General features: G+C 48.5%; 34 protein-coding genes. 10 read left to right on the forward strand and 24 right to left on the reverse strand.

The features are described from left to right. Nucleotide 1: 1 nt before the first annotated feature. From ACSZLD_RS04735 to ctaG, 9 genes are all read right to left on the reverse strand, one after another. The gene (locus ACSZLD_RS04735; protein ID WP_377907953.1) at nt 2-961 is read right to left on the reverse strand and encodes a BMP family ABC transporter substrate-binding protein; all 960 of its coding nucleotides are present in this window, start codon (nt 959-961) and stop codon (nt 2-4) included. A 45-nt stretch (nt 962-1,006) separates the two neighbouring features. Beyond that, nucleotides 1,007-1,198, reverse strand: coding sequence for a hypothetical protein (locus tag ACSZLD_RS04740; protein WP_377907952.1), 192 nt, complete (start codon nt 1,196-1,198; stop codon nt 1,007-1,009). Further along, nucleotides 1,195-1,491: a HesB/YadR/YfhF family protein gene (locus ACSZLD_RS04745; RefSeq protein WP_444684393.1), complete on the reverse strand. Its 297-nt coding sequence runs from the start codon at nt 1,489-1,491 to the stop codon at nt 1,195-1,197. Before ACSZLD_RS04745 ends, ACSZLD_RS04740 begins: the two co-directional genes overlap by 4 nt. A gap of 15 nt (nt 1,492-1,506) precedes the next feature. Continuing rightward, the gene (gene moaD, locus ACSZLD_RS04750) at nt 1,507-1,743 is read right to left on the reverse strand and encodes a molybdopterin converting factor subunit 1 (protein ID WP_377907950.1); all 237 of its coding nucleotides are present in this window, start codon (nt 1,741-1,743) and stop codon (nt 1,507-1,509) included. Further along, entirely contained in the window at nt 1,740-2,207 is a 468-nt protein-coding gene (locus ACSZLD_RS04755; RefSeq protein ID WP_444684394.1) for a molybdenum cofactor biosynthesis protein MoaE, read from the reverse strand. The genes moaD and ACSZLD_RS04755 overlap by 4 nt, the downstream gene beginning before the upstream one ends. After that, nucleotides 2,183-2,653, reverse strand: coding sequence for a molybdopterin-guanine dinucleotide biosynthesis protein B (mobB, locus tag ACSZLD_RS04760; protein ID WP_444684395.1), 471 nt, complete (start codon nt 2,651-2,653; stop codon nt 2,183-2,185). Before mobB ends, ACSZLD_RS04755 begins: the two co-directional genes overlap by 25 nt. Then, entirely contained in the window at nt 2,650-3,924 is a 1,275-nt protein-coding gene (locus ACSZLD_RS04765; protein ID WP_377907947.1) for a molybdopterin molybdotransferase MoeA, read from the reverse strand. Before ACSZLD_RS04765 ends, mobB begins: the two co-directional genes overlap by 4 nt. Nucleotides 3,925-4,187: 263 nt before the next feature. Beyond that, nucleotides 4,188-4,808 (reverse strand): SCO family protein, encoded by a 621-nt coding sequence (locus tag ACSZLD_RS04770; RefSeq protein ID WP_377907946.1) that lies wholly within the window; start codon nt 4,806-4,808, stop codon nt 4,188-4,190. Between the two features lie 13 nt (nt 4,809-4,821). After that, a complete protein-coding gene (gene ctaG / locus ACSZLD_RS04775) occupies nt 4,822-5,739 on the reverse strand; it encodes a cytochrome c oxidase assembly factor CtaG (RefSeq protein WP_377907945.1) in 918 nt (305 codons plus the stop codon). 153 nt (nt 5,740-5,892) lie between these two features. On the opposite strand from ctaG, the gene ACSZLD_RS04780 reads away from it, so the two are divergent. The 3 genes from ACSZLD_RS04780 to ACSZLD_RS04790 all read left to right on the forward strand — a co-directional run bounded on the left by ACSZLD_RS04780 (nt 5,893) and on the right by ACSZLD_RS04790 (nt 7,024). Continuing rightward, nucleotides 5,893-6,345, forward strand: a complete 453-nt coding sequence (locus ACSZLD_RS04780) for a GNAT family N-acetyltransferase (protein WP_444684396.1) — start codon at nt 5,893-5,895, stop codon at nt 6,343-6,345. Nucleotides 6,346-6,408: 63 nt separating this feature from the next. Then, nucleotides 6,409-6,822 (forward strand): KwaA family protein, encoded by a 414-nt coding sequence (locus tag ACSZLD_RS04785; RefSeq protein ID WP_444684397.1) that lies wholly within the window; start codon nt 6,409-6,411, stop codon nt 6,820-6,822. Beyond that, nucleotides 6,815-7,024: a hypothetical protein gene (locus ACSZLD_RS04790; protein ID WP_444684398.1), complete on the forward strand. Its 210-nt coding sequence runs from the start codon at nt 6,815-6,817 to the stop codon at nt 7,022-7,024. The genes ACSZLD_RS04785 and ACSZLD_RS04790 overlap by 8 nt, the downstream gene beginning before the upstream one ends. Nucleotides 7,025-7,033: 9 nt before the next feature. Here the strand turns inward: ACSZLD_RS04790 and ACSZLD_RS04795 are convergent, their stop codons facing one another. The 4 genes from ACSZLD_RS04795 to ACSZLD_RS04810 form a co-directional block, all read right to left on the reverse strand. Next, nucleotides 7,034-7,810, reverse strand: a complete 777-nt coding sequence (locus ACSZLD_RS04795) for an ABC transporter permease (protein ID WP_377907942.1) — start codon at nt 7,808-7,810, stop codon at nt 7,034-7,036. Then, the gene (locus ACSZLD_RS04800) at nt 7,807-8,748 is read right to left on the reverse strand and encodes an ATP-binding cassette domain-containing protein (RefSeq protein ID WP_444684399.1); all 942 of its coding nucleotides are present in this window, start codon (nt 8,746-8,748) and stop codon (nt 7,807-7,809) included. Before ACSZLD_RS04800 ends, ACSZLD_RS04795 begins: the two co-directional genes overlap by 4 nt. A 269-nt stretch (nt 8,749-9,017) precedes the next feature. Further along, the gene (locus ACSZLD_RS04805) at nt 9,018-9,302 is read right to left on the reverse strand and encodes a hypothetical protein (protein WP_377907940.1); all 285 of its coding nucleotides are present in this window, start codon (nt 9,300-9,302) and stop codon (nt 9,018-9,020) included. Nucleotides 9,303-9,398: 96 nt separating this feature from the next. Next, complete coding sequence (locus ACSZLD_RS04810) at nt 9,399-10,481, reverse strand: acetamidase/formamidase family protein (protein ID WP_444684400.1); 1,083 nt, start codon at nt 10,479-10,481, stop codon at nt 9,399-9,401. A 111-nt stretch (nt 10,482-10,592) separates the two neighbouring features. On the opposite strand from ACSZLD_RS04810, the gene ACSZLD_RS04815 reads away from it, so the two are divergent. Further along, nucleotides 10,593-10,952 carry a hypothetical protein gene (locus ACSZLD_RS04815; protein WP_444684401.1) on the forward strand — a complete coding sequence of 120 codons (360 nt, stop codon included), beginning with the start codon at nt 10,593-10,595 and terminating at the stop codon, nt 10,950-10,952. Here ACSZLD_RS04815 and ACSZLD_RS04820 read toward each other — a convergent pair. Continuing rightward, complete coding sequence (locus ACSZLD_RS04820) at nt 10,949-11,296, reverse strand: DUF805 domain-containing protein (RefSeq protein WP_444684402.1); 348 nt, start codon at nt 11,294-11,296, stop codon at nt 10,949-10,951. The two genes, ACSZLD_RS04815 and ACSZLD_RS04820, sit on opposite strands and share 4 nt — an antisense overlap. 165 nt (nt 11,297-11,461) lie before the next feature. Here ACSZLD_RS04820 and ACSZLD_RS04825 point away from each other — a divergent pair, with 165 nt between their 5' ends. Beyond that, complete coding sequence (locus ACSZLD_RS04825; RefSeq protein WP_377907936.1) at nt 11,462-12,481, forward strand: GGDEF domain-containing protein; 1,020 nt, start codon at nt 11,462-11,464, stop codon at nt 12,479-12,481. 44 nt (nt 12,482-12,525) lie between these two features. On the opposite strand, the gene ACSZLD_RS04830 is transcribed toward ACSZLD_RS04825, so the two are convergent. Both ACSZLD_RS04830 and ACSZLD_RS04835 read right to left on the reverse strand, forming a co-directional pair. Continuing rightward, nucleotides 12,526-14,064 carry a S41 family peptidase gene (locus ACSZLD_RS04830; RefSeq protein ID WP_444684403.1) on the reverse strand — a complete coding sequence of 513 codons (1,539 nt, stop codon included), beginning with the start codon at nt 14,062-14,064 and terminating at the stop codon, nt 12,526-12,528. A 172-nt stretch (nt 14,065-14,236) separates the two neighbouring features. Then, nucleotides 14,237-14,884, reverse strand: coding sequence for a response regulator transcription factor (locus ACSZLD_RS04835; protein WP_444684404.1), 648 nt, complete (start codon nt 14,882-14,884; stop codon nt 14,237-14,239). 456 nt (nt 14,885-15,340) lie between these two features. Between ACSZLD_RS04835 and ACSZLD_RS04840 the strand changes: the two genes are divergently transcribed. Both ACSZLD_RS04840 and ACSZLD_RS04845 read left to right on the forward strand, forming a co-directional pair. Continuing rightward, nucleotides 15,341-16,615, forward strand: coding sequence for a tetratricopeptide repeat protein (locus tag ACSZLD_RS04840; RefSeq protein ID WP_444684405.1), 1,275 nt, complete (start codon nt 15,341-15,343; stop codon nt 16,613-16,615). Nucleotides 16,616-16,630: 15 nt separating this feature from the next. After that, complete coding sequence (locus ACSZLD_RS04845; RefSeq protein ID WP_444684406.1) at nt 16,631-16,768, forward strand: hypothetical protein; 138 nt, start codon at nt 16,631-16,633, stop codon at nt 16,766-16,768. A 95-nt stretch (nt 16,769-16,863) separates the two neighbouring features. Here the strand turns inward: ACSZLD_RS04845 and ACSZLD_RS04850 are convergent, their stop codons facing one another. The 4 genes from ACSZLD_RS04850 to ACSZLD_RS04865 are packed head-to-tail and all read right to left on the reverse strand — an operon-like array spanning nt 16,864 to nt 19,167. Then, complete coding sequence (locus ACSZLD_RS04850; RefSeq protein WP_444684407.1) at nt 16,864-17,271, reverse strand: GNAT family N-acetyltransferase; 408 nt, start codon at nt 17,269-17,271, stop codon at nt 16,864-16,866. A 4-nt stretch (nt 17,272-17,275) separates the two neighbouring features. Continuing rightward, nucleotides 17,276-18,691, reverse strand: coding sequence for a hypothetical protein (locus ACSZLD_RS04855; RefSeq protein ID WP_444684408.1), 1,416 nt, complete (start codon nt 18,689-18,691; stop codon nt 17,276-17,278). Then, the gene (locus tag ACSZLD_RS04860) at nt 18,681-18,947 is read right to left on the reverse strand and encodes an RNA polymerase sigma factor (RefSeq protein ID WP_444684409.1); all 267 of its coding nucleotides are present in this window, start codon (nt 18,945-18,947) and stop codon (nt 18,681-18,683) included. Before ACSZLD_RS04860 ends, ACSZLD_RS04855 begins: the two co-directional genes overlap by 11 nt. Next, on the reverse strand, nt 18,919-19,167 hold the full coding sequence (locus ACSZLD_RS04865; protein ID WP_444684410.1) for an RNA polymerase sigma factor: 249 nt from the start codon (nt 19,165-19,167) through the stop codon (nt 18,919-18,921). Before ACSZLD_RS04865 ends, ACSZLD_RS04860 begins: the two co-directional genes overlap by 29 nt. Before the next feature lie 125 nt (nt 19,168-19,292). Here ACSZLD_RS04865 and ACSZLD_RS04870 point away from each other — a divergent pair, with 125 nt between their 5' ends. After that, complete coding sequence (locus ACSZLD_RS04870; RefSeq protein WP_377907928.1) at nt 19,293-19,541, forward strand: hypothetical protein; 249 nt, start codon at nt 19,293-19,295, stop codon at nt 19,539-19,541. On the opposite strand, the gene ACSZLD_RS04875 is transcribed toward ACSZLD_RS04870, so the two are convergent. The 3 genes from ACSZLD_RS04875 to ACSZLD_RS04885 form a co-directional block, all read right to left on the reverse strand. After that, nucleotides 19,538-19,900, reverse strand: coding sequence for a hypothetical protein (locus ACSZLD_RS04875; protein WP_444684411.1), 363 nt, complete (start codon nt 19,898-19,900; stop codon nt 19,538-19,540). The genes ACSZLD_RS04870 and ACSZLD_RS04875 overlap by 4 nt on opposite strands. A gap of 134 nt (nt 19,901-20,034) precedes the next feature. Then, nucleotides 20,035-20,628 carry a CHRD domain-containing protein gene (locus tag ACSZLD_RS04880; protein ID WP_377907926.1) on the reverse strand — a complete coding sequence of 198 codons (594 nt, stop codon included), beginning with the start codon at nt 20,626-20,628 and terminating at the stop codon, nt 20,035-20,037. A 75-nt stretch (nt 20,629-20,703) separates the two neighbouring features. Then, complete coding sequence (locus ACSZLD_RS04885; RefSeq protein ID WP_444684412.1) at nt 20,704-20,877, reverse strand: hypothetical protein; 174 nt, start codon at nt 20,875-20,877, stop codon at nt 20,704-20,706. A 112-nt stretch (nt 20,878-20,989) separates the two neighbouring features. Here ACSZLD_RS04885 and ACSZLD_RS04890 point away from each other — a divergent pair, with 112 nt between their 5' ends. After that, nucleotides 20,990-21,229, forward strand: coding sequence for a hypothetical protein (locus tag ACSZLD_RS04890; RefSeq protein WP_377907924.1), 240 nt, complete (start codon nt 20,990-20,992; stop codon nt 21,227-21,229). 115 nt (nt 21,230-21,344) lie between these two features. Next, entirely contained in the window at nt 21,345-21,641 is a 297-nt protein-coding gene (locus tag ACSZLD_RS04895; protein WP_444684413.1) for a hypothetical protein, read from the forward strand. A gap of 37 nt (nt 21,642-21,678) precedes the next feature. Here the strand turns inward: ACSZLD_RS04895 and ACSZLD_RS04900 are convergent, their stop codons facing one another. Then, nucleotides 21,679-22,872, reverse strand: coding sequence for an MFS transporter (locus ACSZLD_RS04900; protein ID WP_444684414.1), 1,194 nt, complete (start codon nt 22,870-22,872; stop codon nt 21,679-21,681). Between the last annotated feature and the right edge of the window lie 475 nt (nt 22,873-23,347).

Here is a 23,347-nt window from a genome sequence, read left to right on the forward strand (position 1 = left end):
ACTATTCCTCCTCTTGTTCGCTCTCATGCGGGAGCTTTCCATCCTCTGCATAACTTTGAACCATTTCGTTGATCCACTCTTTCGTTTCCTCTTCTACTGCCGGTCCAAACGGGGCGAAGGAAATAGCTCCATCGGCGAAATCAAACGAATGCCGTCCCGGCTCCAAAGTGCCGTTTAAAAACCGGTCTGCTGCTGTCAGGTAAAGCTCTTCCACGTGCTGCAGCGTACTTGTTAACACCGTCTCCTGACTTACAGATGACTGGTCGGTGACATAGCCAATGACATGCACCCCTCGGTCAGCGGCGCGTTCAATTGCTGCTTCGGAAAAGCCGTCACCCGCTGTATAAAACACATCTGCATGCTCATCAGCCAGCTCATCTAAATAGTGCACCGCAGCATGATCATCGATCCAGCTCTCTGTCATACGTGCAGACACTTGAATATCCGGATCATGCCAGCGGGCACCTTCCGCGAAGGCTTGGACCTCCGGCTGATAGGGAAACGCACCGATAACAGCAATATGTCCGCTTACAGACTGTTCAGCGGCCAGCATTCCGGCGAAGTATCCCATAGCATACCCTTCGAAGTGCATACTTGAAACATTTTCTGCAGAGGCGCTTTCGTTAAAGCTGATGAAATGAATATCCTCATAGTCGTTATTTAGCTGCAAAAACATGTCCGAGTAAATGGAGCCATGTCCAAATAACAGATTTACTCCTTCATCCGCCAGCTGTTCGACCGCCTCCGCGGTTTCTTCAAAATTCGTAATGCCTTCCATCACATGAACCTCAGCATCATAGTCGCTTTGAAGCTGCAGAACACCTTCATATCCCTGCCGGTTCCACTCCTGCTCCTCAATCGGGTGGGTCAGGAGCAGGCCGACTTCCATTCTGTCCCGCTCTTCCGCCGATGCACAGGCGGTCGTGATGAGAAGCAGCGTGACAAAGACTAATTGTTTCACACGTGCCATCTCCCCCATACGTATTCAGCGGCAGCCGTGGGCTGCCTATCGGTTCTGCTCATCGGCAGAGGCGGAGCCTTTCAGTTGAAAATAGCTCCATTCCAGCAAAAATCCGCCTGCAAGTGCAGTCATCACTGCTACTTCAACTGGAACTTCTGTTAAAATATCCAATATTAAATATATCACAAGTGCCGAAATGGAGAAGACGGCCACCCCAATGATCAGCTTTCGCTTCATACGGTTTCTCCATGGCGAAATGTGATTTCCTGACTGGAACGGCTCCATTCGATATAAAACGGAAGTCCGTCAAAATACCAGTTGTCCTGCTCTTCTACGTAAAAGCGGACTCCTGCTGACTCAATGAATGTGGCAGGCTCCACTGGGTCTTCTTTCGCAACCCCTAAAGAGAAGCCTGTCTGAATATTTCCGCAGCCCCCATACCTGACAAAAAAGCGCACGCTCTCACCTGACTCGGCCTGCAGATCCTCCTTCATGTAAGCAGCTGCTTCGTTCGAGATGTACATGTTCATCTCTTGATTCCTCCTTTATCCACCTGAAACCGGTGGAATAAATGCTATGGTATCCCCATCGCGAATCAGTTCCTGATCCGGAACAAATTCTTCATTCACGGCCGCCATCGCCCGCTCGGTGCCGGGAATAGCTGGATAGGTTTCCTTAACAAACTGCCGGACCTCTGCTACCGAGACTTGCTCTCTGTCCATTGTCAATTTATCTGTTCCTGCGGCTTCTTTCATACCGGCAAACAGCAGTATAGTAATCATGTCTCTCCCTCCTTCGGTGCACCCTCATCGTAAGCGGTCGTTTCCAGCTGATCGCCGATCCAGGATGACCCATCATCCCAGTGTTCTTTTTTCCAAATTGGCACTATTTCCTTGATTCGTTCAATCGCATAGCGGCTTCCTTTAAACGAAGCATCCCGGTGCGGCGAGGAAACGGCAATGACAACAGCAGCGTCGCTTATGGCTAGCGCTCCAATCCGATGCTCTATCGCAATGATCGTACCCGGCCATTTTTCTTCAATTTCAGCTCCGATTTGCGCGAGCTTTTTCTCTGCCATCGGAACGTAGGCTTCGTAGGTTAATGACAGAGTCCGTTTTCCTTTCGTCATCTCCCGCACCGTGCCTATAAAGACGGTAACCGCTCCGGCATTTTTATCGGTCACGCGCTGGATAATCGCAGTACTGTCAAGCGGCTCTTCTGTTACACGATAGCGCTTTTGCTCCATACGATCTCTCCTATCTGATCTATTTCACGAAGTGCCTCCTCAAGCGTCCGGCTTCCCTGTTTCCCGACGTGTAGGACCGCATTCTCGAGTGCAGGCAGTGCTTCCTCTGCATGCAGCACCAGTTTGGGATAAGGGCCTTGTTTAAACCCTTCTATTATTAGCAGCTCGGTTCCAATCACTTTGTGCACGTGCACAATTTGTTCGATGGATAGAGCCTGCCGGATGTTCCAGATGGTTTCTTCCTGGGAAACGAGCATGTCGGCTTTTGCTCCGGCTTGTCGAAAAAGGCCAGTGTCCGACGTATCATCCGGGACCAGCCTGCCGCCGGTTCCGTGGTGTTTCACTGCCGCAACTGCTACCCCCTGCACGGAAAAGTGTTCCGTAAGCGCCTTCGTCAGCGTCGTTTTTCCACTATTGGAGAAACCGATCACCTGAACGACTCTCATCGCTCCTTCACCGGCTCCGAAAAGGTGTCACTGCCATCGCCGCGCAGCATCAGCACATCAACAGCATCGCCTTTCTGATAGCCCCGCGTTCCTCCCGGCAGAACAATGAGAGCATTCGAGCGGGCAAGTGATGTGACAACCTGTGATTTATCAAGCCCGGCAGGTACTGCCACCATCCCGGACTCGTTAAATCGGACAATGCCGCGTACAAACCTCGTAAATGGATTTGGTTTCGGGAAGTCGCTGCCAAGCACAGCAGGTGCCGGCTGCAGGTAAGGATGCGTATCGCCATGCGCCTGGCGAATCCATGGACCTGCGTACAGTTCAAATCCGACGAAGCACGCAGACGGATTACCGGACAACCCGAAAAGCGGTTTGCCGTCAATCGCGGCAACTGTAGTGACACTGCCTGGCCGCATCGCAATTTTGTTAAACAGCACCTCGGCTCCGAGCTTTTCATAAATGGCCGGGAGGAAATCAAAGTCACCTACGGAAACACCGCCCGTTGTAATCAGCGCATCGACGTGTTGTAGCGCATCGGCTACTTTCTCATAGCAAAGCTCAAACTCATCCGGCAGCTGACCGTAATAAACCGGCTCTGCACCTGCTTCGCGCAGCTGCTGAAGGACCATCGGCGCATTGCTGTTGCGGATCTTCCCTGGCTCAAGGGCTTCACCGGGCTCCAGTAGCTCCGTGCCGGTAGCGTAAACGCCTACTTTTACCGGCCTTGCTGTTTCGACTTCCGCACAGCCAAAGGTCGCCAATCCGGCAACCGCACCTGCATGGATCCGTTCCCCTTTTTCGAGCACCACGCTGTCACGCTTCATTTCCTCTCCTTGAATAACGACATTATCCTGAGGGTGAAACGCTCGGGTGATTTCAATGAGTGCTCCGTTTTCTAATTCTTTCGTGAGCTCGAACATGATGATCGCGTCGGTTCCCTCGGGCATCATCGTTCCTGTCATAACCCGGATGCACTCCCCGGCTTCTGGCTTAACTGTTGCCGTATGTCCGGCGCCGACCGTCTCCAGTACCCGGAGATGAACCGGATTCTCGCGGGAGGCTTCTTTTGTATCGGCTGCCCGGACTGCAAATCCGTCGAGCGGCGACCGATCAAATGGCGGCACGTCTGCATCAGCGTGAACGTCTGCAGCTAAAATACGACCGCCTGCCTGCTCAAGCGGGACGGTCTCTGTATATGTATGAACCGGCAGCTGCATCACACGGCTGACAGCCTCTGAAACGGATATTGGTTTACGTGGTTGCACCATATGTATCCCTCCTGTTACTAGTTTAGCAGAAAATGCACGGTGCTGTATGGCTCAGCACTAAATCTGAAGATAGACCCAAAATAACCGGCATTTATTACAGGAGAGTCCTGATAAAGCGACTCAAAGCAGCCGGTCCCATCACCCCAGTCAGATAAAAAAGCCTTTTCTTTCTCAAAAGATCAAAAAGAGGCCGCCTCGGTTGAGACGACCTCATGTAATTGGCTGAAGCCTTTAAACCTGCCGGATCAAGGGCAGCAAAGCGGTTAATTTTCGTTCATCACCGTTTGCATATCTTCTACCGTTACCTCCGCATCGAAGCTGTCTTCACCTGCGTACATCCGCACAACCTGTCCTTCCGGATTAACGAAGAAAAAACGGGTTGGGTGCATAATATCATTTTGCTCCGGAATTTCCTGTACTTGAGCTTTAAAGGAATCAAGCGCGAAGGTTTGAATATCCTCCCGTTCGTAGCCCGTTACAAAATCCCAGTTATCAAAATCGGCACCATAGGACTCCCCGTATGACTCAAGCTGTTCAGGCGTGTCAAACTCCGGATCAACGGTAAAGGAGACAATCCGCGCATCCACCCCGGCTTCTTCCATTTCCTGCTGCAGCTCTGCCATGTTAGGACTCATCACATTACAGACGGTTGGACAGCGGGTGAAAATCGTTTTAGCAAGCCACCATTCTCCTTCAAGATCCGCAGAAGATACCTCGTCTCCGTGCTGATTTACTGCTTCGAAATCCCCGGTCATCCACGGCTCATCAGCAGCCGTCGTATCGATCACCGCTTCCCCCTGTGCTGATTCGCTTGCATCTTCATAGAGAAAGCTGCAGCCGGCAAGCAGGGTGATACCGAGGAGCATTGATAATTGTTTGATCACATCGATCCGTCCTTTAGTTTGCATTTGGCTGGTACATTTCATACTCTTCGAACTGTTCTTGAGACGTTTCTTCTTTGTCCCGCTTCTGCCAGAGCCGGAACGAATAGCCGATGGCTACGCCATAAACGAGCTCCTGGATGATTTTCATCATCGCACCGCCGAACTGCTGATCGTTGGTCGGAGACAGGAACGTAAGCGACTGTTCACCGCTCATCACTTCAAACGGAATATCTGCGCCTGGAGGCAGACAGTAGGCAATGGCAGTAGACCATACCGCAGGGTCAGTGTATGTAGCATAAAGCGGCTGGCCGGCAAAAATGATGAGCGCGCACGCCGGAGTGAACAATACGCCGGATACAAACATGTAGCCGATTCGTTTTAACTCTGACAAATTGTACGCAGTCGTGATACGTGGAATAATGTGCCACCACATCAGCACTGCCAGAGCGAGCATTCCGAGCTGATAACTGTTATGCGCTCCTTCGTTCGTCAGTAAAAAGTCAAACACGGCCGGAATATGGTAGATCGAAAACGCAGCATTGAAGAGCAGCAATCCAAGCAGTGGAAACCCAATAATAAAAAAGATGTTTCGCACCGGCTTCATCTGCCGGAAACGCTCGAAAAACCAATCCGGGATGCCGAGCAGCAAAAGCGGCGGTGCTATCAAATATACGATAGCCATGGAAATCATGTGCATGCTGAGCATAATGTGACCGAGCACGTACAGCGGACCGCCAAATCCTAAGTAAATGCCGAACAAGCCGAGATGGAAGTAGGCAATGCGCTTTCTGGAAACCGGCGCAGCATCTGGAAAGCGGTGCCTGTATTTTGTTATGATAAGGAAGTAGACTGCGCTGATGAGGCCGAGCACCACGATCAGCTCCGGTGTCCAGATTGTCCGGAAGGTAAAGGTTGAAAAGAATTGTTCCATAAAATCCAGTCTCCTCATGATGTAGCTCGTAGTCGCGCGCGTTTCGCGCATAGTATAGTTATAACACGATTTCCATGCAAATCCTACCACCTTCCTGCACGTTTATTGACGATTGCATGAACAGATCTTTCATTAAAAAGGAGCAGACAGCCTATGAAGATTTACCACGTCCAAAAGCCAGGGACCGATGATGAGATTTCACGAATTTCCGCGTTAATGATGGAGCAGATGGAGCAATTAAGCGATCCTCCTGCATTAGAAGATCTTGAACAAACGGTTCGCACCGCGCTCCGGCAGGAGTGTGCCTCGGAATTTTTCGTCGCCGTTCGCAAGGATGAGTTTGTCGGCTGTGCCTTTTTAAATAAAGGAGTGGGGCTCGACAAAGGCGGTTATTACATATGGTTGAACGATTTATACGTCCGCAAAGCAGACCGGCAGCAAGGGATCGCTCGAAAGCTGCTGCTGCGGGTGCTGCAGTGGGCCGAAGCAGAAAATTTCAAAGGGATTGAACTGGAAACGGGCATGAACAATGAAGCGACGAAGCGCCTTTATAACTCTCTCGGCTTCTATGACATCATTAGTAAACGCTACGGGCGCACGCTTTAGGTTAAACCAGTCTTAAAAGCGGGAATAACGGAGGCAGATACACCTGAAAGGATGCAGATGCCAATGAACCAGCAGCTCTTGAAACTGACCATCTTCTTAAGCTCGTGCTCCCCTATATTTTATATCGCCTCCCTGCGCCTCTATGAGGATCAGAATTTGTCGGTAACGACGCTTCTGATCCTTTTTGGCGTCGTCACGGTCATTGCCGTTTCCTCGATTACCCATGCGTACCACGGGTTATACAAGCAGGATGATAATACGACCCGTCCTGAGGCGACGAGCCGGGTTTCGAGCGTCCAGCCGCTGAAAAACTCTCTTTTCACCGCTTATCTGGTGTCGTTTTTCCTTCCGATCATCGATGTATCATTCGCTTCCATCACCGATACTGTTACCTTTTTAACAATCTTCGCCCTGTTGTTCATTCTCTCCCTGCAGACGAATATGTATTATTTTAACGCTGCTGCTGATTATGTTTAAGTACCAGGCGTTTGAAGCACGGATCGATGATTTCGAGAAATCAGAAAGCTCAACACCGAAACATGGCGTTATTATTACAAAGGAAAACCTGGAATTTTTTAATGAGAAGTCTGATCTGCAGCTCGTAAAAATTAAGGGTGGCCTTTATTATCATAAAAAGACATTTGAAACAGAAACGGTCAACCGCGGTACAAGCGATTGACCGTGCTGCTTATTCTCTGCTGAACGCCCGTTTCGCGCTGATAACAGATAGACTGATCGTCAATACGCACGCAGCCCCGACAACGAGGAAGCCGGTGACAAGCGGCTGCCACACCCAGCCGTCTATGAGAACCGACCGCATACCTTCAAGCAGATAAGTTGTCGGGTTGATTACTGCAGCCGTCCGCAGCCAGCTGGCTTCAATAAGCTCAAGCGGTACAAATGTCGTACTTAAAAACAACAGCGGAAAAAAGATCAACGTTCCGGCTTGAGCAGCCTGAGCGTTTTTCGCTTTCAGTGCAACAGTAACGGAGTAGCCGGCGAAGGCCAGACCCCAGCCAACGGCAAACAGCAGCAGAACGAGGACACCTGCAGCCCCCGCTTCAACCCGAAGCCCGAGCAGAAATGCAAGCCCGAGGATCAAACTCGTCTGAACGAGCAGCTGGAGCATGCCGGCTATAATCGGTCCGAGCACTATCGCCAGGCGGGTTACTGGAGTCTGCAGCAGCCTGGCGAAATAGCCGGATTCGAGATCTCGAACGAGCTCCTGTCCGGCACCGCCCGCTCCGCCTATTGCCGCGGACACGATCGATACCGGTAAAATAAAGGACAGATAGTCGGCTCCTTCAAACTGAGGAAGCTGTGCGATCCCGCTCAAGCCTCCTGTATAAACAAACAGAAAGAAAACGGAAATAAACAAGTTTGGTAAAATCGTCAGCGGATTGCGGAGCAGCACGATAATGCTTCGTTTTGTCAGCTCATAAGTATGGATAACAAACGCCTTCATGCCGATCCCTCCACGCTGCCGGTGACCTGAATAAAGACATCATCAAGCGTAGGCTCTGCGACAGACAAGCCTGCCGGTTCCAAACCGTGCTCCTGCAGCTGCCGTAGAATTCCGGGCAGTGCAGCAGAGGCTTTTTCTTCTGTGACACGAATGTCATTTTCCTTCACAAAAACATCACGCCCATTTAGTATATCCCGTGCCTTTACCGCTTCCTCCGACGTGGCAAACTGCATGGAAATGACGTCTTTTCCAATAGACTGCTTCAATTCTGCCGGGGTCCCTCCCGCGACAATTTTCCCTCCGCTGATGATTTGAATTTGATCTGCAAGTTCATCTGCCTCTTCTAAATATTGAGTGGTTAAAAAAACGGTCGTCCCCTCTTCCTGATTAAGCCGCCGTATTTCCTCCCAAATGCTTTTTCTGTTAAGCGGATCGAGTCCGGTTGTCGGCTCGTCCAAAAATAAGATCCCCGGCCGATGCACGAGCGTCATCGCCAAATCGAGTCTTCTTTTCATGCCACCGGAAAACTTTTTGGATGTGCGGTCTGCTTCTTCCGTCAGTCCGACGACAGCGAGCAGCTCTTCGGCTCTGGCAGCTGCTTCTTTTCGGCTTAAGTGAAAGATTCTCCCCTGAAGCTCCAGAAGCTCTCTTGCAGTCAGGTTGGAATCAAGCCCGGTATCCTGAAGTACCACACCGATTTCCCAGCGCACCTTTTCCGGTTCCCGATCGACATCAATACCACTGATCGTAACGATTCCTGAACTGAGCCTGGAGAGAGTCGTTAAGATTTTAACCGTTGTCGATTTTCCGGCGCCATTCGGGCCGAGAAAAGCAAAGCATTCTCCCTTGTTAACAGTAAACGATACATTATCTACTGCTGTAAAATTATCTTTATACGTTTTGACCAGTTGGTCGACTACAATCGTTCCTTTCGTCATCTGCAGCTCCGCCTTTCTCTCTTGATTCGTACTTGCCAGTCTATACCCCGAATGGAGGCTGGAAAGTCCTTGAAAATATGAGCTGGCGATTTACTAAAGTCTTTTGCGGGCTTCAAACTGGATAATGTCTTAAATAGCGATACGTGCAAGCTCGCCATTCCTGCCTTCGTCAAGCCGTCCGGTACTGAAGTGATTCTTATGCCAAGTCCTTTCTGCTTTTAAAAGCACAAAAAAGAACCGCTCCTCCAGCAGAGGAAACGGTTCCTTTTTTACTTCATTCGTCCTGGTGGAAAATGAGTGGATACTGGACGAGCTCCGGCTTTTGGCAGCATCAGCGATAGCGATGCAGTTACAAGACCGGCGGCTGTCCCAACGACCTGGTAGGAAGCAAGCGTTCCGTGAACGACGTAATACATACCTCCCTGCGCAGCGTACACGAGAATGATAAACATTCCGGCTCGAAACGCACGGGTTCGTCGATTTTCCTTGGCTCCACCAATCACGAACCAGACAGCAGCAGCAACAAATAGAATCAGCGTTAAATACGGCAGCACAGCGGTCAGCCTCCTTATGTATGCGTTTACATAAGAATAGCATATGCCGGTAACCTGCACACGTGACTTTCTGCTTATTCTTCCTGCATATGGAAACTAACTTTTTTCCGGAAGAAACGCCTCTTTCGGAATCGACATATGCATGCCTTTATTTTCGTTAACGACTTGTGTAATTTGGAGATCGCCGGCCACAGCAAGGAACGAATAGGCTTCGCGCCTGCTTTTGTTATAGTATTTTTCAAGAAAATCAATGGCCGCAAGCGATACCTGTCTGGCCGCTTCTTCCAAATTTTCATGGAACGCGTGAATGATCCAGTGTTCGTCCGTCTCCAAAATTGGCTGCGTAAACGAAAAGTCCTTGCGAACCGTAACGCGGAGCAGAGCATTAACGGAAGCTTCCACTCCCGTTCCGTCCAGCTCACTGTCTCCCTGAGCTAGGTGGGCATCCCCGAGAGAAAGCAGTGCACCGTCATTAAAGACCGGGTAATACATCGTCGTATCAGCTCCAATCCGCCAATTGTCCACGTTACCGCCAAAATGGCCAGGTGGAATCGTACTGAACTTACCATCCTGCGCAGGAGCAGTGCCCATCGTGCCCATATGAATTCTGGCCGGGACCTGCATATGCGTCATCGTTTCTTCCCGCGTCACTTCATTCGGCTGCAGGATACGGCCGTTGACGTTATAAGAGCCTGGATACTGATACCCGAACGCCGGCGTCAGCCATTGGCCTTTGTCATCCATTTTGTAAATGGTTACCCGTTCCTGCTCATGCATTTCCACTTCATTAAAAAGATAGCCCCACGGTGCAGATAAATTAGAGCCATATGGATTACGCGGCTCCATATCGAGAATCTGCACTTCCAGAATGTCTCCCGGTTCAGCGCCTTTTACATAAATGGGGCCCGTCAGCAAATGGGGACCCGGCTCCCGTTCTGCTTCCGGGATCGCTTCATAGATCGCCCGGATGCCGTCATCCATCATCACGTCCGGGGCATCTCCCGCATGATGCGTGACAGTTTCTACATAGACAAAGTCACCAGATTTAACAATAAGCGACGGGCGAAGCGATCGATCCCAGTGCCCCCAGTGCACCGTGTCGGGTGTTGCTTCGAGCGAATGGATCGAAGCGTCTTTTATAGATGAGGCTAACGATGATTTGAATGGGGAATAACGCAATATGAGTCACACTCCTTTTTAGATACGATATGTCTCTTTTTCCTGTAAAAAGGATTCGGTAAACCGGGGAAGACGTGCTATGATAAGAGAAAAAGAGGAGTATGCTATCAAATGAGGAACCGTTTACTGATAAGTTTGCTCCTGCTGGCCGCCTGCAGTCCGCAGGCCGAAGCTGAAGAAGTGACCGCAGGCTCGGAGCCTGAAGCGGTGCATGCATACATTCAATCGCTTCAGGAGCCTGGAATCTATTTGTACCACACGGAGGAAGCCGGCTATGTGATCACAAAAGATCGACCGGTCCCCGTGCAAATGAAGACAACTCTTGAAGACGATCTTCTTCTTCTGCATTTAACACCAGCCGATGATGGGAAAATATCTTCTGTTTACCGGATTTCCATGGATAACATTCATGCAATCGAGCTTTTGGAGGCGGACGAAACGACGTTTTTCAGCGACATTTCCGGCTTTTAAGCTGACTTTGGATTTGACCCATAATCGTTTGGACCCGCTTCTGAGTCAAGTGCTGCGAAGATTGCAAATAAGAAAACGCCTAGTACCGGGACAAAGCTGACGAGCACAAACCAGCCGCTTCTTCCTGTATCATGCATTCTTCTGACTCCTACTGCCAAAGCCGGTACCACGACCGCAATCGAGTACAGTCCGGTAAGCAGCGGCGCGATATCAGCTGCTTCCTGTACAATAACGAGCGCGAGCATGCTTAAGATATTAATGAGCGTAAACATCCAGTACTCTTTGCGGCGGGCACGGCCCCTGAAATCCGCGTAACGGGATAAAACGTGTGCATACCAGTACATTTTTAACCTCCTGTAACGTAAGTCTTTAAGCCTAATTTTATGGTTCAACTGGCAATAAATTAATAAAAGTCCTGAACCCATTGTACCTAAATTCATTCTATAGTATGATATAAACCGAAGAATGATTCAGCTGGTTTCCATTCCTTATCCGTCAGGAGGGGTCTTGTGCCTTTTGTAAAAGAAGCTCCTAAACATCATCAGCTGCTGATCCAGCACGATTTCACCCAAATAATCTTCAGCGCATGGGTCACACATTTTATTATGATATTCGTATTTATTATTTACACCGTTCCGTCCTTGATTGTTCTGAACGCACTAAGCCTGGCGCTGCTGACGACGATGTTTTTTTTCAATATGATGAAACGTCCGCTGACCACGTTTTTGATCATGTTTTCTCAGACGTCCCTGCACGTTTTGTATGGTTCTTTTTTACTCGGATGGTCGGTCGGTTTTTTCTATTATTTGTTTATTTTTCCGATTCTCGCTCTGCTTATCTTAAAAAAATCTCAGATGGTGCTGTTAATCAGTGTTATCATGCTTCAGTTTTTATTCGTTTATTTTATCACGCCTGAGTATACCGCTCTGCTTCCTGAGCTCTCCCAGCGGGTGCTTGGCGCTATTAATCTGTTCGGGGTCCTGATCATCGTGACGTTCGTTTTCTACCTGTTTAAAGCAACGAACGATGACATTTTGGATGAGCTGCACGATCAGTCCATCCACGATGAGCTGACCGGCCTCCTGAACCGCCGCAAAATGACGGCGGTGCTCGAGGACGAGGTAGAGCGGGGACGGAACGGCATGGTGCTACTGCTTGATATGGATGACTTTAAGCGGATAAATGATACGTACGGTCATGATGTCGGCGATAAAGTTCTCATTATGGCAGCAGGCGTATTCCGCTCTGGCCTGCCCGCCGGCGCAAAGGCTGCCCGCTGGGGCGGTGAAGAATTTTTGATTTACCTGCCTGATACAGAAAAAGAAGAAGTTGAGCCCTTATTTCAGAAGCTTCTCGTTCAGTTCCGCAGTAAATCACCTGACCTGCCGCTTTCCTTTACAGGCGGAGCATCTCCTTTATTGACCAGTGTATACGAAACACTGAGAGCAAGCGACCGTGCGCTGTATCACGGCAAAGCACTCGGAAAAGAGCGCCTCGAAAACTATGCATCTGAAAAATCCTCCAGCTGACTTGATTTGGTTGACGAGCGCCGCATGCGATGCAGGCGCTCTTTTTATTCGTTAGTTCCGTGCAGACGATCCGTCAACGCGAGCGTAAAATCAAGTTCATCGCCCGGCAGCACCCATATGTCCGGTTCAATTCCTATACCTTCCCTTCCGAACAGAGCCGGGTGCACGTTCATGGAAGACGGCAGATTAAATTGGATACGCGAATGAGGCAGCTCCGCCTGCATTCCTGCTTCGCTCATAAAATTACCGTGTGAAGGGGTGCCAACCAACGTCACGTTATCTGCATCGGTCATCACCGACAACATCCATTCCGCTGCGGAACCGGTACGTTCATCGATCAGCACATAGACCGGCGTATCACTGTCTGGTTTTTCAAAGCTCCCGCTGTCCATATGTACGGTTGGGTCTCTTGGAAACTCATAGTGATCGAATGCCCGGTACAACCCTTCCCAGTCATAGCCCTGATCTGCCCAAAACTGTCGCTGCGGTCCAACTAAACTGTAGAGTGTATTCGTGACAAGGTGAAAGGAGTCGATACTGTGCAGGTAGCCCCCGAGCAGCTCCTGCGCCCACTCTACCGCGAAGCGGGTATGCCCGCCTCGATTGGAACGGATATCGATTACTGCGGCCTCTGCTTCGTCTAAATCGATAATCCGGTCCAGTCTGTCGTCAAAGGAAACGGGATCATTTTCTGCTACGAACAGCGTGTCAATTCGAGCTAGCCAGGTTGCCTCACGCCATTCCGTGATGTATCCGTCCCGATTGACAATTTCTGCATCAGACGGGGTCTTTAATTCTTCAGACCACGTCCGCTCAGTAGATTCAAACATCCACCTCGCCTCTTCTTCTCCATAATCGCCAGGCATATAAACAATCTCTCCATCAGAATCTAAGGAGGGAACCAAATAGTTGCTCGGATTTTCCCCATTAATGCGAAGCAGTCTCTCTCCATCCTCTGTCAGGTACCGACCGTTCTCCTCATAAACGAGCATGTCCGCGTAATGAAATACGTAGGGCCTCCCTTGAAGATTTCGACCGTCCACCATCACGTGCTGATCCGTTATAAACGCATAGCTCTCCCGCAGCTCCTGCGCGAATTCCTGCCGCGGAGTTTCCTCATCTGCCTCGGAAATCCATTCAAGCAGCTGATCATGGGAATCGAGAAACACTTCCTCTCCGTAAAAATCAAATGGCGCATATCCATAACGGAACGCCTGCAAAAACGCTTCAGCATCCGCTTCCATTTCATCCGGCGTCATTTGCACCAGATACTCGAACGTCGGAATGAGCGCTTCCCGGCCGTCTTCATCCAGTTCTTCAATAGCAGAAGATGAAAATCCGGGAGCATATGTACTGATATCTGGATCGGGCTGTTCCGGCCTTTCAGAATGAAACCGTTCGATCTTCTCTGCATCCGTTTCATTGAATGACCCGGACGGCTTTAACGAATCAAGGAGAGGGCTCTCAGCTTCTTTTAGAAAGGGAAGCTTAGTCTGGACATTTTCCGGCTCTGGCAGCGGCTCCGCTTCATCAGCACAGCCAGCCAAAAGCAGCACCAGCACCCCTGTAATCCTTTTTATCACGTCGCCCCCACCTCCTCTTTACCCTGACATAAGTTTACCATTCTGTGAAAGCATCCGCCCAGCACTTTCTATGTAAGTTCAGCTGTAAAAAAACTGCTAATTAGAAGCATGTACAGAAATTTATATTGAACATCAAAAAAGCACGGCCGGGGGCAGGCCGTGCTGTGCATATTCAGCGGACGGAAAGAACCCATCCGCGTTTGATGCACTCTGTTATAACTGCCGTTCGGCAGGTAACATTCATTTTTCGGTAGATCTTGCTGAGCGTGGTATTCACGGTGGAATGCGCTTTATACAAATCTTCGCTGATCTGCTTCGTATCACTTCCATCTAAAATCGCCTGCAGCACTTCAATCTCCTGTGGTTTAAAGCTATCGCGGATATCCGCACCGTTCAGCTCAATCCGGCTGAGGCGCTTTTTCTTTTCTTTCAGATTACTGATCCGCACCGCAAGCAGCGAGGAAATATCCGGCTCAACGTGAGGAAGATGATTCTTTACCGCTTCACGCATAGCTGACGGAAACGACATGGCATATTTTGCCGAAACCACAATCGGTGCGTACGTCTGCATATCTAAAATCTGATCCGGACTAACCGGAGAGGTCAAGATAATCATTTTTTGTTCGCCTGGGTAGCCCGCCTTGAGCACGTCACGTTCCTCTTCCGTTAAGCCGGATGGATGAAGCAGATAAATAACGTGAACCGGTCTTGCGAGCTGTTCAAGTACTGGCATTACCACTTGCTGGCATACATGAACCTGTCTGTCTTCGTGAACGGACTGCAAATACGTCACCTTTATAGGGGAAACCGTTTCAATCATGATACATCCTCCTCCTGCGGCGAAATAGAAACGCCTGTCTGTATGTTTAAATGTACCGTATCCTGCGGGTTTCCGGTATTGAGAAAGTCACGGGAAGATTTCATTCAGATAGGTCTTTTTAAAGCACCCTTTTTCAACCTTTTTGAGAAACAGGAAATGAAACGCCAGCAATATCCATTAAATTGAACATATACGGAGTTTTGTTCAGTAAAATGAATGTCATAGCGTGATAATCCCTGATAATCCCAGAAAAATACTGGTATTATCTATAAAAAAGGCAGAAAAATCCGGCAGAAAAGCAGTCGACTCGAACGAACATTTAGAGTAACGTAGTATAGTAGAAGAGCATATGCCGTCTTCACAGGTATATTTCTCAACTTTGAGGAAATAAAGCGTGTATGATCGAAGCTTAAGGACCTATTTTCTCAATGGAGTATGGGGGAGGATTATACTAAAATGAGAATAGACATAAATATGGACCAGGATATTGGACGCATGGTAGCCTCACGCCGGATTCAAACATCGGTGACTCAGGAAGAACTTGCATCCGGTATTTGTTCCATTCCTTATTTAAGCAAGCTGGAGAATAATAAGCTGACTAACCCTAATCCTGAAACAGTAGAGCTGTTGCTGGAACGCCTGGATGTCGATTATGATTACTTCCGGCGCGTACAGGCAGACTCTGTCCGCACGATCCAGAAGCTTTACAAGAGCATCAATAACAAACGTATGAAAACGGCTGAGAAACAGTGGGAAACGTTATCGCAATATGCAGAAGAACACCCCCTGCTTGCAGTGAATGCTGATTTTCTATTAATTCAGTTTCGCTACGAATTATTCAAATGGGATATGAAAGCAGCTGATCAAACGAAAAAAAGGCTGGATGAATTGAGTAAAACGCTAAGCGAACTGCAGCAGTTTTACTTCAACTACTTCATTGGGTTGCATGCATCTATGAATTATAATTTAGTAGAAGGTGTTCGCACGATGGAGCATGCGCTTGCAATTGGTAAAAGTCTCAATATAAAAGATGAATTTCTTTTTTATCACATAGCGCTTTCTTACAGCTTGTTAGGCTCTTCATCACTTGCTCTATTTTACGCTAAAGAAGGATTGGTAATCTTTCAAGAAAACTTAGAACAAGAACGAGTCATAGATACTTTCTCATTGTTAGGGATTTGCTATATTCGTCTCAGACAATACAAACAAGCCGAAGATATTTTTGACAAAGTTCTTGATCTCTCTTCAGAAAAAGAATCTGATAGTTTACTTAGTATGACGTACCATAACAAAGGATATCTTTACTCTCATAAGGGGGACTCCAATTTAGCAATTCAATATTATGAAAAAAGTTTGAAATATCAAGTTGAGCACTCGGATAAATATTTCAATACTTTGTTTTTTATGGCTAAAGAATATATTAAAACCAATAATATTGAAAAAGCTAAAGAAGTTATCGATAGTGACCGCGAAAGGCTTGATGAACCTTTATCTGAAATTAAACTTCAAATGGAAATGCTGCGAAGAAAAATCGGTAATAATCCTGAATCTTCTGTGCAGTACATTGAAGAAATTGTATTTCCATTTTTGGATAAAAAGCCGAATTCTAAACTTATGACAGAAGCTTGTTTGCAGATTGGCGAAGCATATGAGAAGCTATTCAAGTACAAAGCGAGCAGCCAGTTTTATAAAAAAGCAATCGATTTATATTCAGAAATTGAACTATTTTAAGGAGGTGAGTGTATAATGAAAAAAGGACAAAAGATTCTTTTAGGAGTAGCATTTTCGTTTGCTCTACTATTCACCGCTATGCCTGCTTCTGCAGTTGAACTTAATCAAACTAACAACGACTTCTCTCCAACTGCAGCACACCCAGATTGGTAATATAAATATCACTACCCTCTCTAATTTGTATATTGGAGAGGGTTTTTATTTTAAACTTGGCAATTGAATGAAAGATTTAATATCAAGCCCTAATTCTAGAATTCCCTCTTCACAATAAATCCGTTTTCTACCTTCTCAAATCCTGCTTTTGGGTAATAGTCCATGGCTTCGGGAGCGGATAAGAGGATCAATGCGGTTTGGGGACCAATGGCTTGTTTGACATGTTCGATCAGTTCTTTCCCTATTCCACTGCTTTGATGCTCCTTCTTCACGGCGAGGTCAGACAAGTAGCAGGCATAGGAAAAATCGGTTAAGCACCTCGCAATCCCCACCAATTCTCCCCCGACTCTTGCGCTTACCGTAAGCTGTGCTTCTTCCAGCATCCTCCCCATTCTTTCTAAATCGTTTACCGGGCGGCGAATGCCGGAAGAGCGGAACACGTCCGCCATGTCTTCCGGGTTTATAGTTCCATTTACTTCGTAGCTAATCTTCTGTTGCTTCATTTCATCACTCCTGCTCGGAAATTAATTTTGCCTGATCTGTAATTATTTCGGCAAGACTGAAAAAAGTTCCTCCATTATAATCTTCGTAGTCAGAATATGACAGCGTCATATATCTTTCTCCGTCCAATTCGTGCAGTAAAAAGAATGCGTGATAGTTCCCTTCTGAAGCTTCACTGTAATAAGAGAAACGTTTTCCATCATCCACTTCCAACGCTTCACGATGTTCTTCTTCTACTGGAAACGTTTCTTCCAGAATGGCAGAGGGATCGCTTTCAGGAAAATTCTCGTTCAGCTTTATCAGCGACAGGAAGCTGTACTCGGATTGAGCAGGTACCGTGATTCTCTTTTCCTTCATCCATTCATGCGAGAGCAATTCATACTCAGCATCTTCCGGAATATAAATGGAAAGACCAAGTTCTTCACTGGCCATTAAACGAAAAGTCTGATCCTGATAGTCGGATGCACCTGACCGCCTAGCCATGTCCACCGATTCAGGCCTGTCTATATCAGGATGAACTGCTCCTTCTGATCCTGGAATCACGAATCCTTCCTCACTAAATCCAAAAAACATGAGGGTGTACCACGTATATTTCCTCAACTCCGGCTGATCTAAGTCATACACGGCTTTAAGAAAAATGTCATGTCCATAGAGCTCAGCCTGCACAATATCGATAAATTGATTGTCTGTTTCGCTGATGAAGCTGTAGAACGATGCCTCTTCCTCGTCAATCGGGATAATCCCTGCATGAGGCGAGCGAATGTCTTCATCATGAAGCTGTCTTAGCACTTGAGACAGGGTATAGGAAGTTGACTCGGAATAGCGAAAGGAGAGCATCTCAAGCTTCTGCTCTTCTGCTTCCGCTTGATCCGCGTCGGGATGATTCACGAGTAATTCCAGATTGCCGCCGTCTACTTCATGCGTAAGCTTGGTAAGCGGTCCTGCCTTCTCGACCTGAAAAGGCGCTTCGTCTGGCAGGGAGAATAAAAGATCATTCCCTCCCTCCATGTCTACTGAATAGCTTTCCGTATCTCTTCGATCAATCCCGCGATTAAATATGCTCCCGAGCATCGCGTCATTTTCTCCAATTAAGGATAGATCCACCGGCGGTCCATCATACGGCAATGGCTCCTGATCATCATCCTTTGTTTCTGAATTTTCATCCGGTACGGGCATTTCCTGCTCGTCATTCGTATCAACGGGAGCGGGCTGAAGGTCGATGACCGGAAGCAGTAATACAGCCGTTATGCTTACAGCGGCAAACGCTCCTGTGAAGACCGCACCGGTAAGAAAACGGGACGGTTTGGCAGTGGCTTCCGCTTCTACGGTACCTGCTTTAAATGCCTGCAGACTTTGCTTTTTTGCTTCATCACGAAGGTCTGGCTGGCGCTCTTTCATTGCCTGTCGCAGTTTATGATCCATGCGCTTCTCCTCCTTCTTTTAGCTCTGCTGCAAGCTTCTTTTTTGCTCGCCTGTATAGTGCTTTCACAGATAGCATTGACTTTCCCATGACCGCAGCAGTCTCTCTCGTTGAAAAATCTTCCATCAGCCGCAGATGCAGGACTTCCTGATAGTCTGCTGGCAGTCCGTTTATCAGCTCGGCGATGTCAGCAACAGTGCTTTGCTGAACGACTGTTTCCTCCGGACTGTCAGCAAACCCGTAGGCCGCTTCCAGCACTTGCGCTTCTGTCGGTACCGCACGATGCTTTTCCCTGAAACGACGGCAAGTGCTTCGCTGCTTTGAAAAAGACGTCCTGGAGCAACTCCTCTGCGTCCATGCGGTTAGTTGTTTTTGCATATATGTATCGATATAATCCATCGGCATGTCGTTTATGCAGGTTCTCCAGCGCATCCTGTTCCCCCTGCAAAATCCGCTGGACCAGTTCCTCATCTGTCATCGCTTTTCCCCCTAATGTTTCTTTATGTATACAGACGAAACCCGGAGGCAGACAGGTCCGCTCCGGGCGCAAATTAGTTGAATATGGTATGATGCGTTCAGCAAATAGTAAAGGCGGTGGTTTACGTGCGACTGCTTTGGATCCTTGGCACGTGGCTTTCAGCCGCTTTCGTCCTCACGCTGATTCTGGAACAGGCGGGCAGTGCCATTCAGCATGAGCGTGTCCTGCTTACGCTTGCCACAGCAGCAGCGGGCCTGTTCTGCTATACGAAATGGTCCCGCTCACAGCTTATGCGGGATTTAGCCTGGCTTACCCTGGCCGTGATCGGATTCGTGTCCGCGGTAACGCTGATTGGCATGCTTCCTGCTCCTTAAAACTGCGGGTGCTTTTCCGGCGGTGCTTCTGGAGGCCGTCGTTTACTGAACACCAGAATGAGCCCTGCCGCTACAGCAGTCGTGACGATAAAAGGCAGGATAAGCAGCGCATACATTTCCTCTGTCACCATGTAGACGTTGCTGAGAGGAGCAGCATCTGCGACAGAGCTCGCCGCTTCCCGGTCCGCTTCCAATGCCAGCCGTCTCGTTCGGCCCGTGATGTAAAAAATGGAGGCGGCAATGACAGCCATAAAGCTTGGAATAAAAAGATACCAGCGCTTCCTGAGCAGGATGAATGGATAGATAACGACGAAGCTCAGCAGCATATAAACAACAAACAGAAGCAGAATGGTTCCCATCTTACGTTCCTCCTTCAGGTGAAAATCGGTTCATACTCTCCCCTCATTCTCCTCCTATTTTCGCACGTTTTCGCTGCTTCTGCATCAGAAGAAATAAAAAAAGCTCCGGCTGAAATAGCCGGAGCTGTCTGTCATTACGCTTCTGCTTTTTTACGACGGCTGAGCATCAGGCCGCCGCCAGCTGCAGCGGTCAGGAGACCGATCATGGCATAAAGAGGGCCGGAGCCTGCAGTATCAGCCATCATATCTCCTTCTTCCTCATCCATCAGCTGTCCGCGAATTTCACCATCCGGAAATGCTTCGGTATGCACGTTCACGTAAATATCTCCTGCTACAAGCGCCATCGAAAACTCTTCCCACGACAAGTCACCGACAAGATCATCCTCAGTAAGCGTTCCGGAAGCGATCTCTCCATCGTAATCCATTGCCTCGTCATTTTCAAACAGGAATAATTCCACCGGACCGTCTTCTCCTTCAGGTCCGCTGTGCAAGTGCCCTGCGACTGCACCTTCCAGCTCATAAGCGCTCAGGCTGAAGTCAAGTGATTCCCCGTCTTCACTGACATTGACTACAGCCGATCCTTCCGCATTGCTGTCAACCTCCATCGTCTCTGCTTCAGGTGTCAAATCTGCTGTAAACGTGCGTCCCTCGTGCGCAGCCGATGCTGAACCTGCTGCAGCACCAAAAGCAAACAATGCGGCTGTCGACATAAGTAATCCTTTTTTCATTTTATAACGCCTCCTGTTTAAAAGTTGAGAAGCAAGCTTCCCTGCTTAAGTAAACGAAGGCGTTTTCCATTTGGATCACTTTTTTCCACTTTTTTTTATTTGTGCCAGCTCCTGTTCGATGCGATCCAGCTGAGCGGCAGATTTCTTTCGCCATGTAACCAGCTGAATGAGCGCAACCACGGGCACGATCAGGAGCAATGCTACTACCAAAAAAGCGGCCAGCTGATAAAGCGCGTTAATCCATTCCATCTACCCACCTCCAATTCCATATACTATCATTTTTTAATTATCAGAAACACCTGGCTTCAACGTTGTGATATGATCGGAAACAGGGACTCAACTCAGATCAGTAAAGCAGGTGATGACACTGGATCGAATCGTAACGATACTGGCAGGAATCATGATTATACTTGTGCTGCTCAGCATGCTGACACCGTTTTACTTACCGGACAGCGTCTACTTTTTTATTCTCTTCTTATTTAGCGGACTGTATGCGTACACGAAACTGAAGCGGGACCGCGCCTCCTTTTTCGGATGGCTGCTCACGGTGCTGGCACTAGTTTCGTTCGCCGTACTGGTCCGCATTTTGCTGCCGTTTTAAATTCAATTATCCCTGCCTCTGCTTTTTTTCTATTTTCAGTAAACTTGCATGTTTTTTTGGAAAGGCTTGGGGAATGAAGATAGTAGAACCTACTTTAATGAAATGAGGTGCTGCTATGTTTTTCCTGCGGAGCTTCCCACTATTTCTCTCTGCTTTTCTGCTGTTTCTGCCGACAGCATTCTTCAGCTTTTTCTTTGCAAATCAGCTGGCTGTCATGCCGGACTGCAGGAATCATTTTGTGATTACACCGGATACCGCTGCCTGCAATGAGGTGTATGCAGTTGACGTTGTGATTTACTCATTTACGACGTTTCCGCTTGCACTCGTTTCGATTGCAGCACTGGTCACAGGAGTTTACCTGGTTGCAGCATCCGCCTCCTATGCGTATTCCCGGTTTGTCAGGACCGCGTAACCGTTATGTACGAAGCCGCCCAATTGTGGCGGCTTTTTTATGCGGAAGACTGTTTTGATAGTGGGCGGCTATCCTGATCGGTATCTTTGCACAAATACGTAAAGGCGCACGCTGCCATCATAAAGAGGACCATCAGAGCCACTGGCAGCAGTACAGCTGCATGCATCGACCACAAATCAGCTGAAAGTCCAGCTGCAGCAGTTAATGTGAGCGCGGATATTGACTCAACCGCCTTCCACTTTGCACGGAAACGACCTGTCCAGGCCGCATCGATGCGAGCTTGGTAAAAGGCGTGATAACCGGAGCCTGCAGGAGCTGTAAAAAAACCGATGACGATGAATCCAGCCAATGACGACGCTGGGTCCGCCGGAACGGCATACAGGAGATATCCTGCTGATACACCAAGCGCACCGCTTAAAAACTGCTGAAGCGGCGTGAGCCGGATACCCCAGATTTTATTGCAGACGGACCCGGCTAAGAGACCGATCCCCGCAGAGCCGACGAGAACGCCGTACTCTGCTTCACTTAACCCAATAACGGCAATAGAAAAAGCAGCTTCGAGCGAATCGGTCACTGTCTGCATCACGATAAACAGCGTATAAAAAAGACTGATGACCACTGTGAACCTAAGTGCTCTGGCTTTTGCAGACGATTGCGTTCTTTCAGCAGCACCGGGAACATTTCCAGCCGGCAAGAGGCATGTCAGCAGAAAAGAGACGGCCATAAGAAGACAGTGTGCGAGAATCGCTCCTTCGGTCCATCCCGCTGCGGCAAACACTCCTGCAGCCGCGGGCCCAATCACAAAGGCACCTGAATCAAAAACCGCACGAATCGCATGATAACGCTGAAGTCCTGAGACCGGCACATAACGCACCACGGCAGAAGCGCCAACCGGATCATACGCGGCCTGAATCGCACTGGAGAGAAAGACGAGCAGATAAATCACATACAGTTCAGCCCCCTGCATAATACCTGCAAAAAGCAGGATTAGAGCGACAACCTGAAACATATCTAATTTGGCAAGCAGGCTACGCGACGGCATCCTGTCCGCCAGAGCTCCTGCCGGCAGACTCGCCGCCATGCCCGCAATCGGCCGGACAATATACAGCAGTGCGACCGCAAAGGCGGAGGATGTTTCCATCAGTACATACAGATTAACGGCAATAAACGAGGTCCAGCTTCCAACTGCTGAAAGACTTGTTACGGTTAATAGCTTTGCTTGAACAGACATAAAAAGCCCTCCCTTCCTTTACGGAACAGAGGGCGGATCTTCTCCGCGGTGCCACCTCAATTTTATTTTTCAGTTGCCTGAAAAACCTTATCCAGTACGCCGGTTTTCTCCCGGTTATACCGTAGCCTGATAACGGCGGCTGCCGGCGCACAATCATCCCTTTTAGAATCCTGTGCGCTGCTCCCGGAGTTGATTCAACGGTCCTGTTTTCTTTCCTCTCAGCAAATGGAAAGCTCTCTGTAGAAATGGGGGCCGCCTGTTGGTCCGTTCTCAGCATGTACAGAAGATCTTACGATAACAGGAAGGATTTGTAAAGTAGTTTTTAGTTTTTTCTCTACGTGCTTGTGTCGGGCCTTCTGTGCTGGTTCATAACGAAAAAAGTTCATTGATATTTCGAATGCTGCGGAAGCATTTTAAGCGATGTTCTGATACCATAGGAGTGGGGAGAAACCTTCCTTTCTGAGGAAGAAAGAAA

The organism is Alkalicoccus luteus (genome assembly GCF_052061695.1).
Lineage (GTDB): Bacteria > Bacillota > Bacilli > Bacillales > Salisediminibacteriaceae > Alkalicoccus > Alkalicoccus luteus.

Bases quoted from the DNA above. Each gene is read 5' to 3' on its own strand.
- ACSZLD_RS04755 (WP_444684394.1), bottom strand. From the start codon at position 2,207: ATGGAGCAAAAGCGCTATCGTGTAACAGAAGAGCCGCTTGACAGTACT.
- ACSZLD_RS04890 (WP_377907924.1), top strand. From the start codon at position 20,990: ATGACACTGGATCGAATCGTAACGATACTGGCAGGAATCATGATTATA.
- ACSZLD_RS04875 (WP_444684411.1), bottom strand. From the start codon at position 19,900: ATGGGAACCATTCTGCTTCTGTTTGTTGTTTATATGCTGCTGAGCTTC.
- ACSZLD_RS04800 (WP_444684399.1), bottom strand. From the start codon at position 8,748: ATGACGAAAGGAACGATTGTAGTCGACCAACTGGTCAAAACGTATAAA.
- ACSZLD_RS04780 (WP_444684396.1), top strand. From the start codon at position 5,893: ATGAAGATTTACCACGTCCAAAAGCCAGGGACCGATGATGAGATTTCA.
- ACSZLD_RS04785 (WP_444684397.1), top strand. From the start codon at position 6,409: ATGAACCAGCAGCTCTTGAAACTGACCATCTTCTTAAGCTCGTGCTCC.
- ACSZLD_RS04895 (WP_444684413.1), top strand. From the start codon at position 21,345: ATGTTTTTCCTGCGGAGCTTCCCACTATTTCTCTCTGCTTTTCTGCTG.
- ACSZLD_RS04745 (WP_444684393.1), bottom strand. From the start codon at position 1,491: ATGAACATGTACATCTCGAACGAAGCAGCTGCTTACATGAAGGAGGAT.
- ctaG (WP_377907945.1), bottom strand. From the start codon at position 5,739: ATGGAACAATTCTTTTCAACCTTTACCTTCCGGACAATCTGGACACCG.
- ACSZLD_RS04795 (WP_377907942.1), bottom strand. From the start codon at position 7,810: ATGAAGGCGTTTGTTATCCATACTTATGAGCTGACAAAACGAAGCATT.
- ACSZLD_RS04765 (WP_377907947.1), bottom strand. From the start codon at position 3,924: ATGGTGCAACCACGTAAACCAATATCCGTTTCAGAGGCTGTCAGCCGT.
- ACSZLD_RS04820 (WP_444684402.1), bottom strand. From the start codon at position 11,296: ATGTACTGGTATGCACACGTTTTATCCCGTTACGCGGATTTCAGGGGC.
- ACSZLD_RS04865 (WP_444684410.1), bottom strand. From the start codon at position 19,167: ATGACAGATGAGGAACTGGTCCAGCGGATTTTGCAGGGGGAACAGGAT.
- moaD (WP_377907950.1), bottom strand. From the start codon at position 1,743: ATGATTACTATACTGCTGTTTGCCGGTATGAAAGAAGCCGCAGGAACA.
- ACSZLD_RS04835 (WP_444684404.1), bottom strand. From the start codon at position 14,884: ATGATTGAAACGGTTTCCCCTATAAAGGTGACGTATTTGCAGTCCGTT.
- ACSZLD_RS04740 (WP_377907952.1), bottom strand. From the start codon at position 1,198: ATGAAGCGAAAGCTGATCATTGGGGTGGCCGTCTTCTCCATTTCGGCA.
- ACSZLD_RS04840 (WP_444684405.1), top strand. From the start codon at position 15,341: ATGAGAATAGACATAAATATGGACCAGGATATTGGACGCATGGTAGCC.
- ACSZLD_RS04845 (WP_444684406.1), top strand. From the start codon at position 16,631: ATGAAAAAAGGACAAAAGATTCTTTTAGGAGTAGCATTTTCGTTTGCT.
- ACSZLD_RS04790 (WP_444684398.1), top strand. From the start codon at position 6,815: ATGTTTAAGTACCAGGCGTTTGAAGCACGGATCGATGATTTCGAGAAA.
- ACSZLD_RS04885 (WP_444684412.1), bottom strand. From the start codon at position 20,877: ATGGAATGGATTAACGCGCTTTATCAGCTGGCCGCTTTTTTGGTAGTA.
- ACSZLD_RS04900 (WP_444684414.1), bottom strand. From the start codon at position 22,872: ATGTCTGTTCAAGCAAAGCTATTAACCGTAACAAGTCTTTCAGCAGTT.
- mobB (WP_444684395.1), bottom strand. From the start codon at position 2,653: ATGAGAGTCGTTCAGGTGATCGGTTTCTCCAATAGTGGAAAAACGACG.
- ACSZLD_RS04815 (WP_444684401.1), top strand. From the start codon at position 10,593: ATGAGGAACCGTTTACTGATAAGTTTGCTCCTGCTGGCCGCCTGCAGT.
- ACSZLD_RS04855 (WP_444684408.1), bottom strand. From the start codon at position 18,691: ATGGATCATAAACTGCGACAGGCAATGAAAGAGCGCCAGCCAGACCTT.
- ACSZLD_RS04880 (WP_377907926.1), bottom strand. From the start codon at position 20,628: ATGAAAAAAGGATTACTTATGTCGACAGCCGCATTGTTTGCTTTTGGT.
- ACSZLD_RS04850 (WP_444684407.1), bottom strand. From the start codon at position 17,271: ATGAAGCAACAGAAGATTAGCTACGAAGTAAATGGAACTATAAACCCG.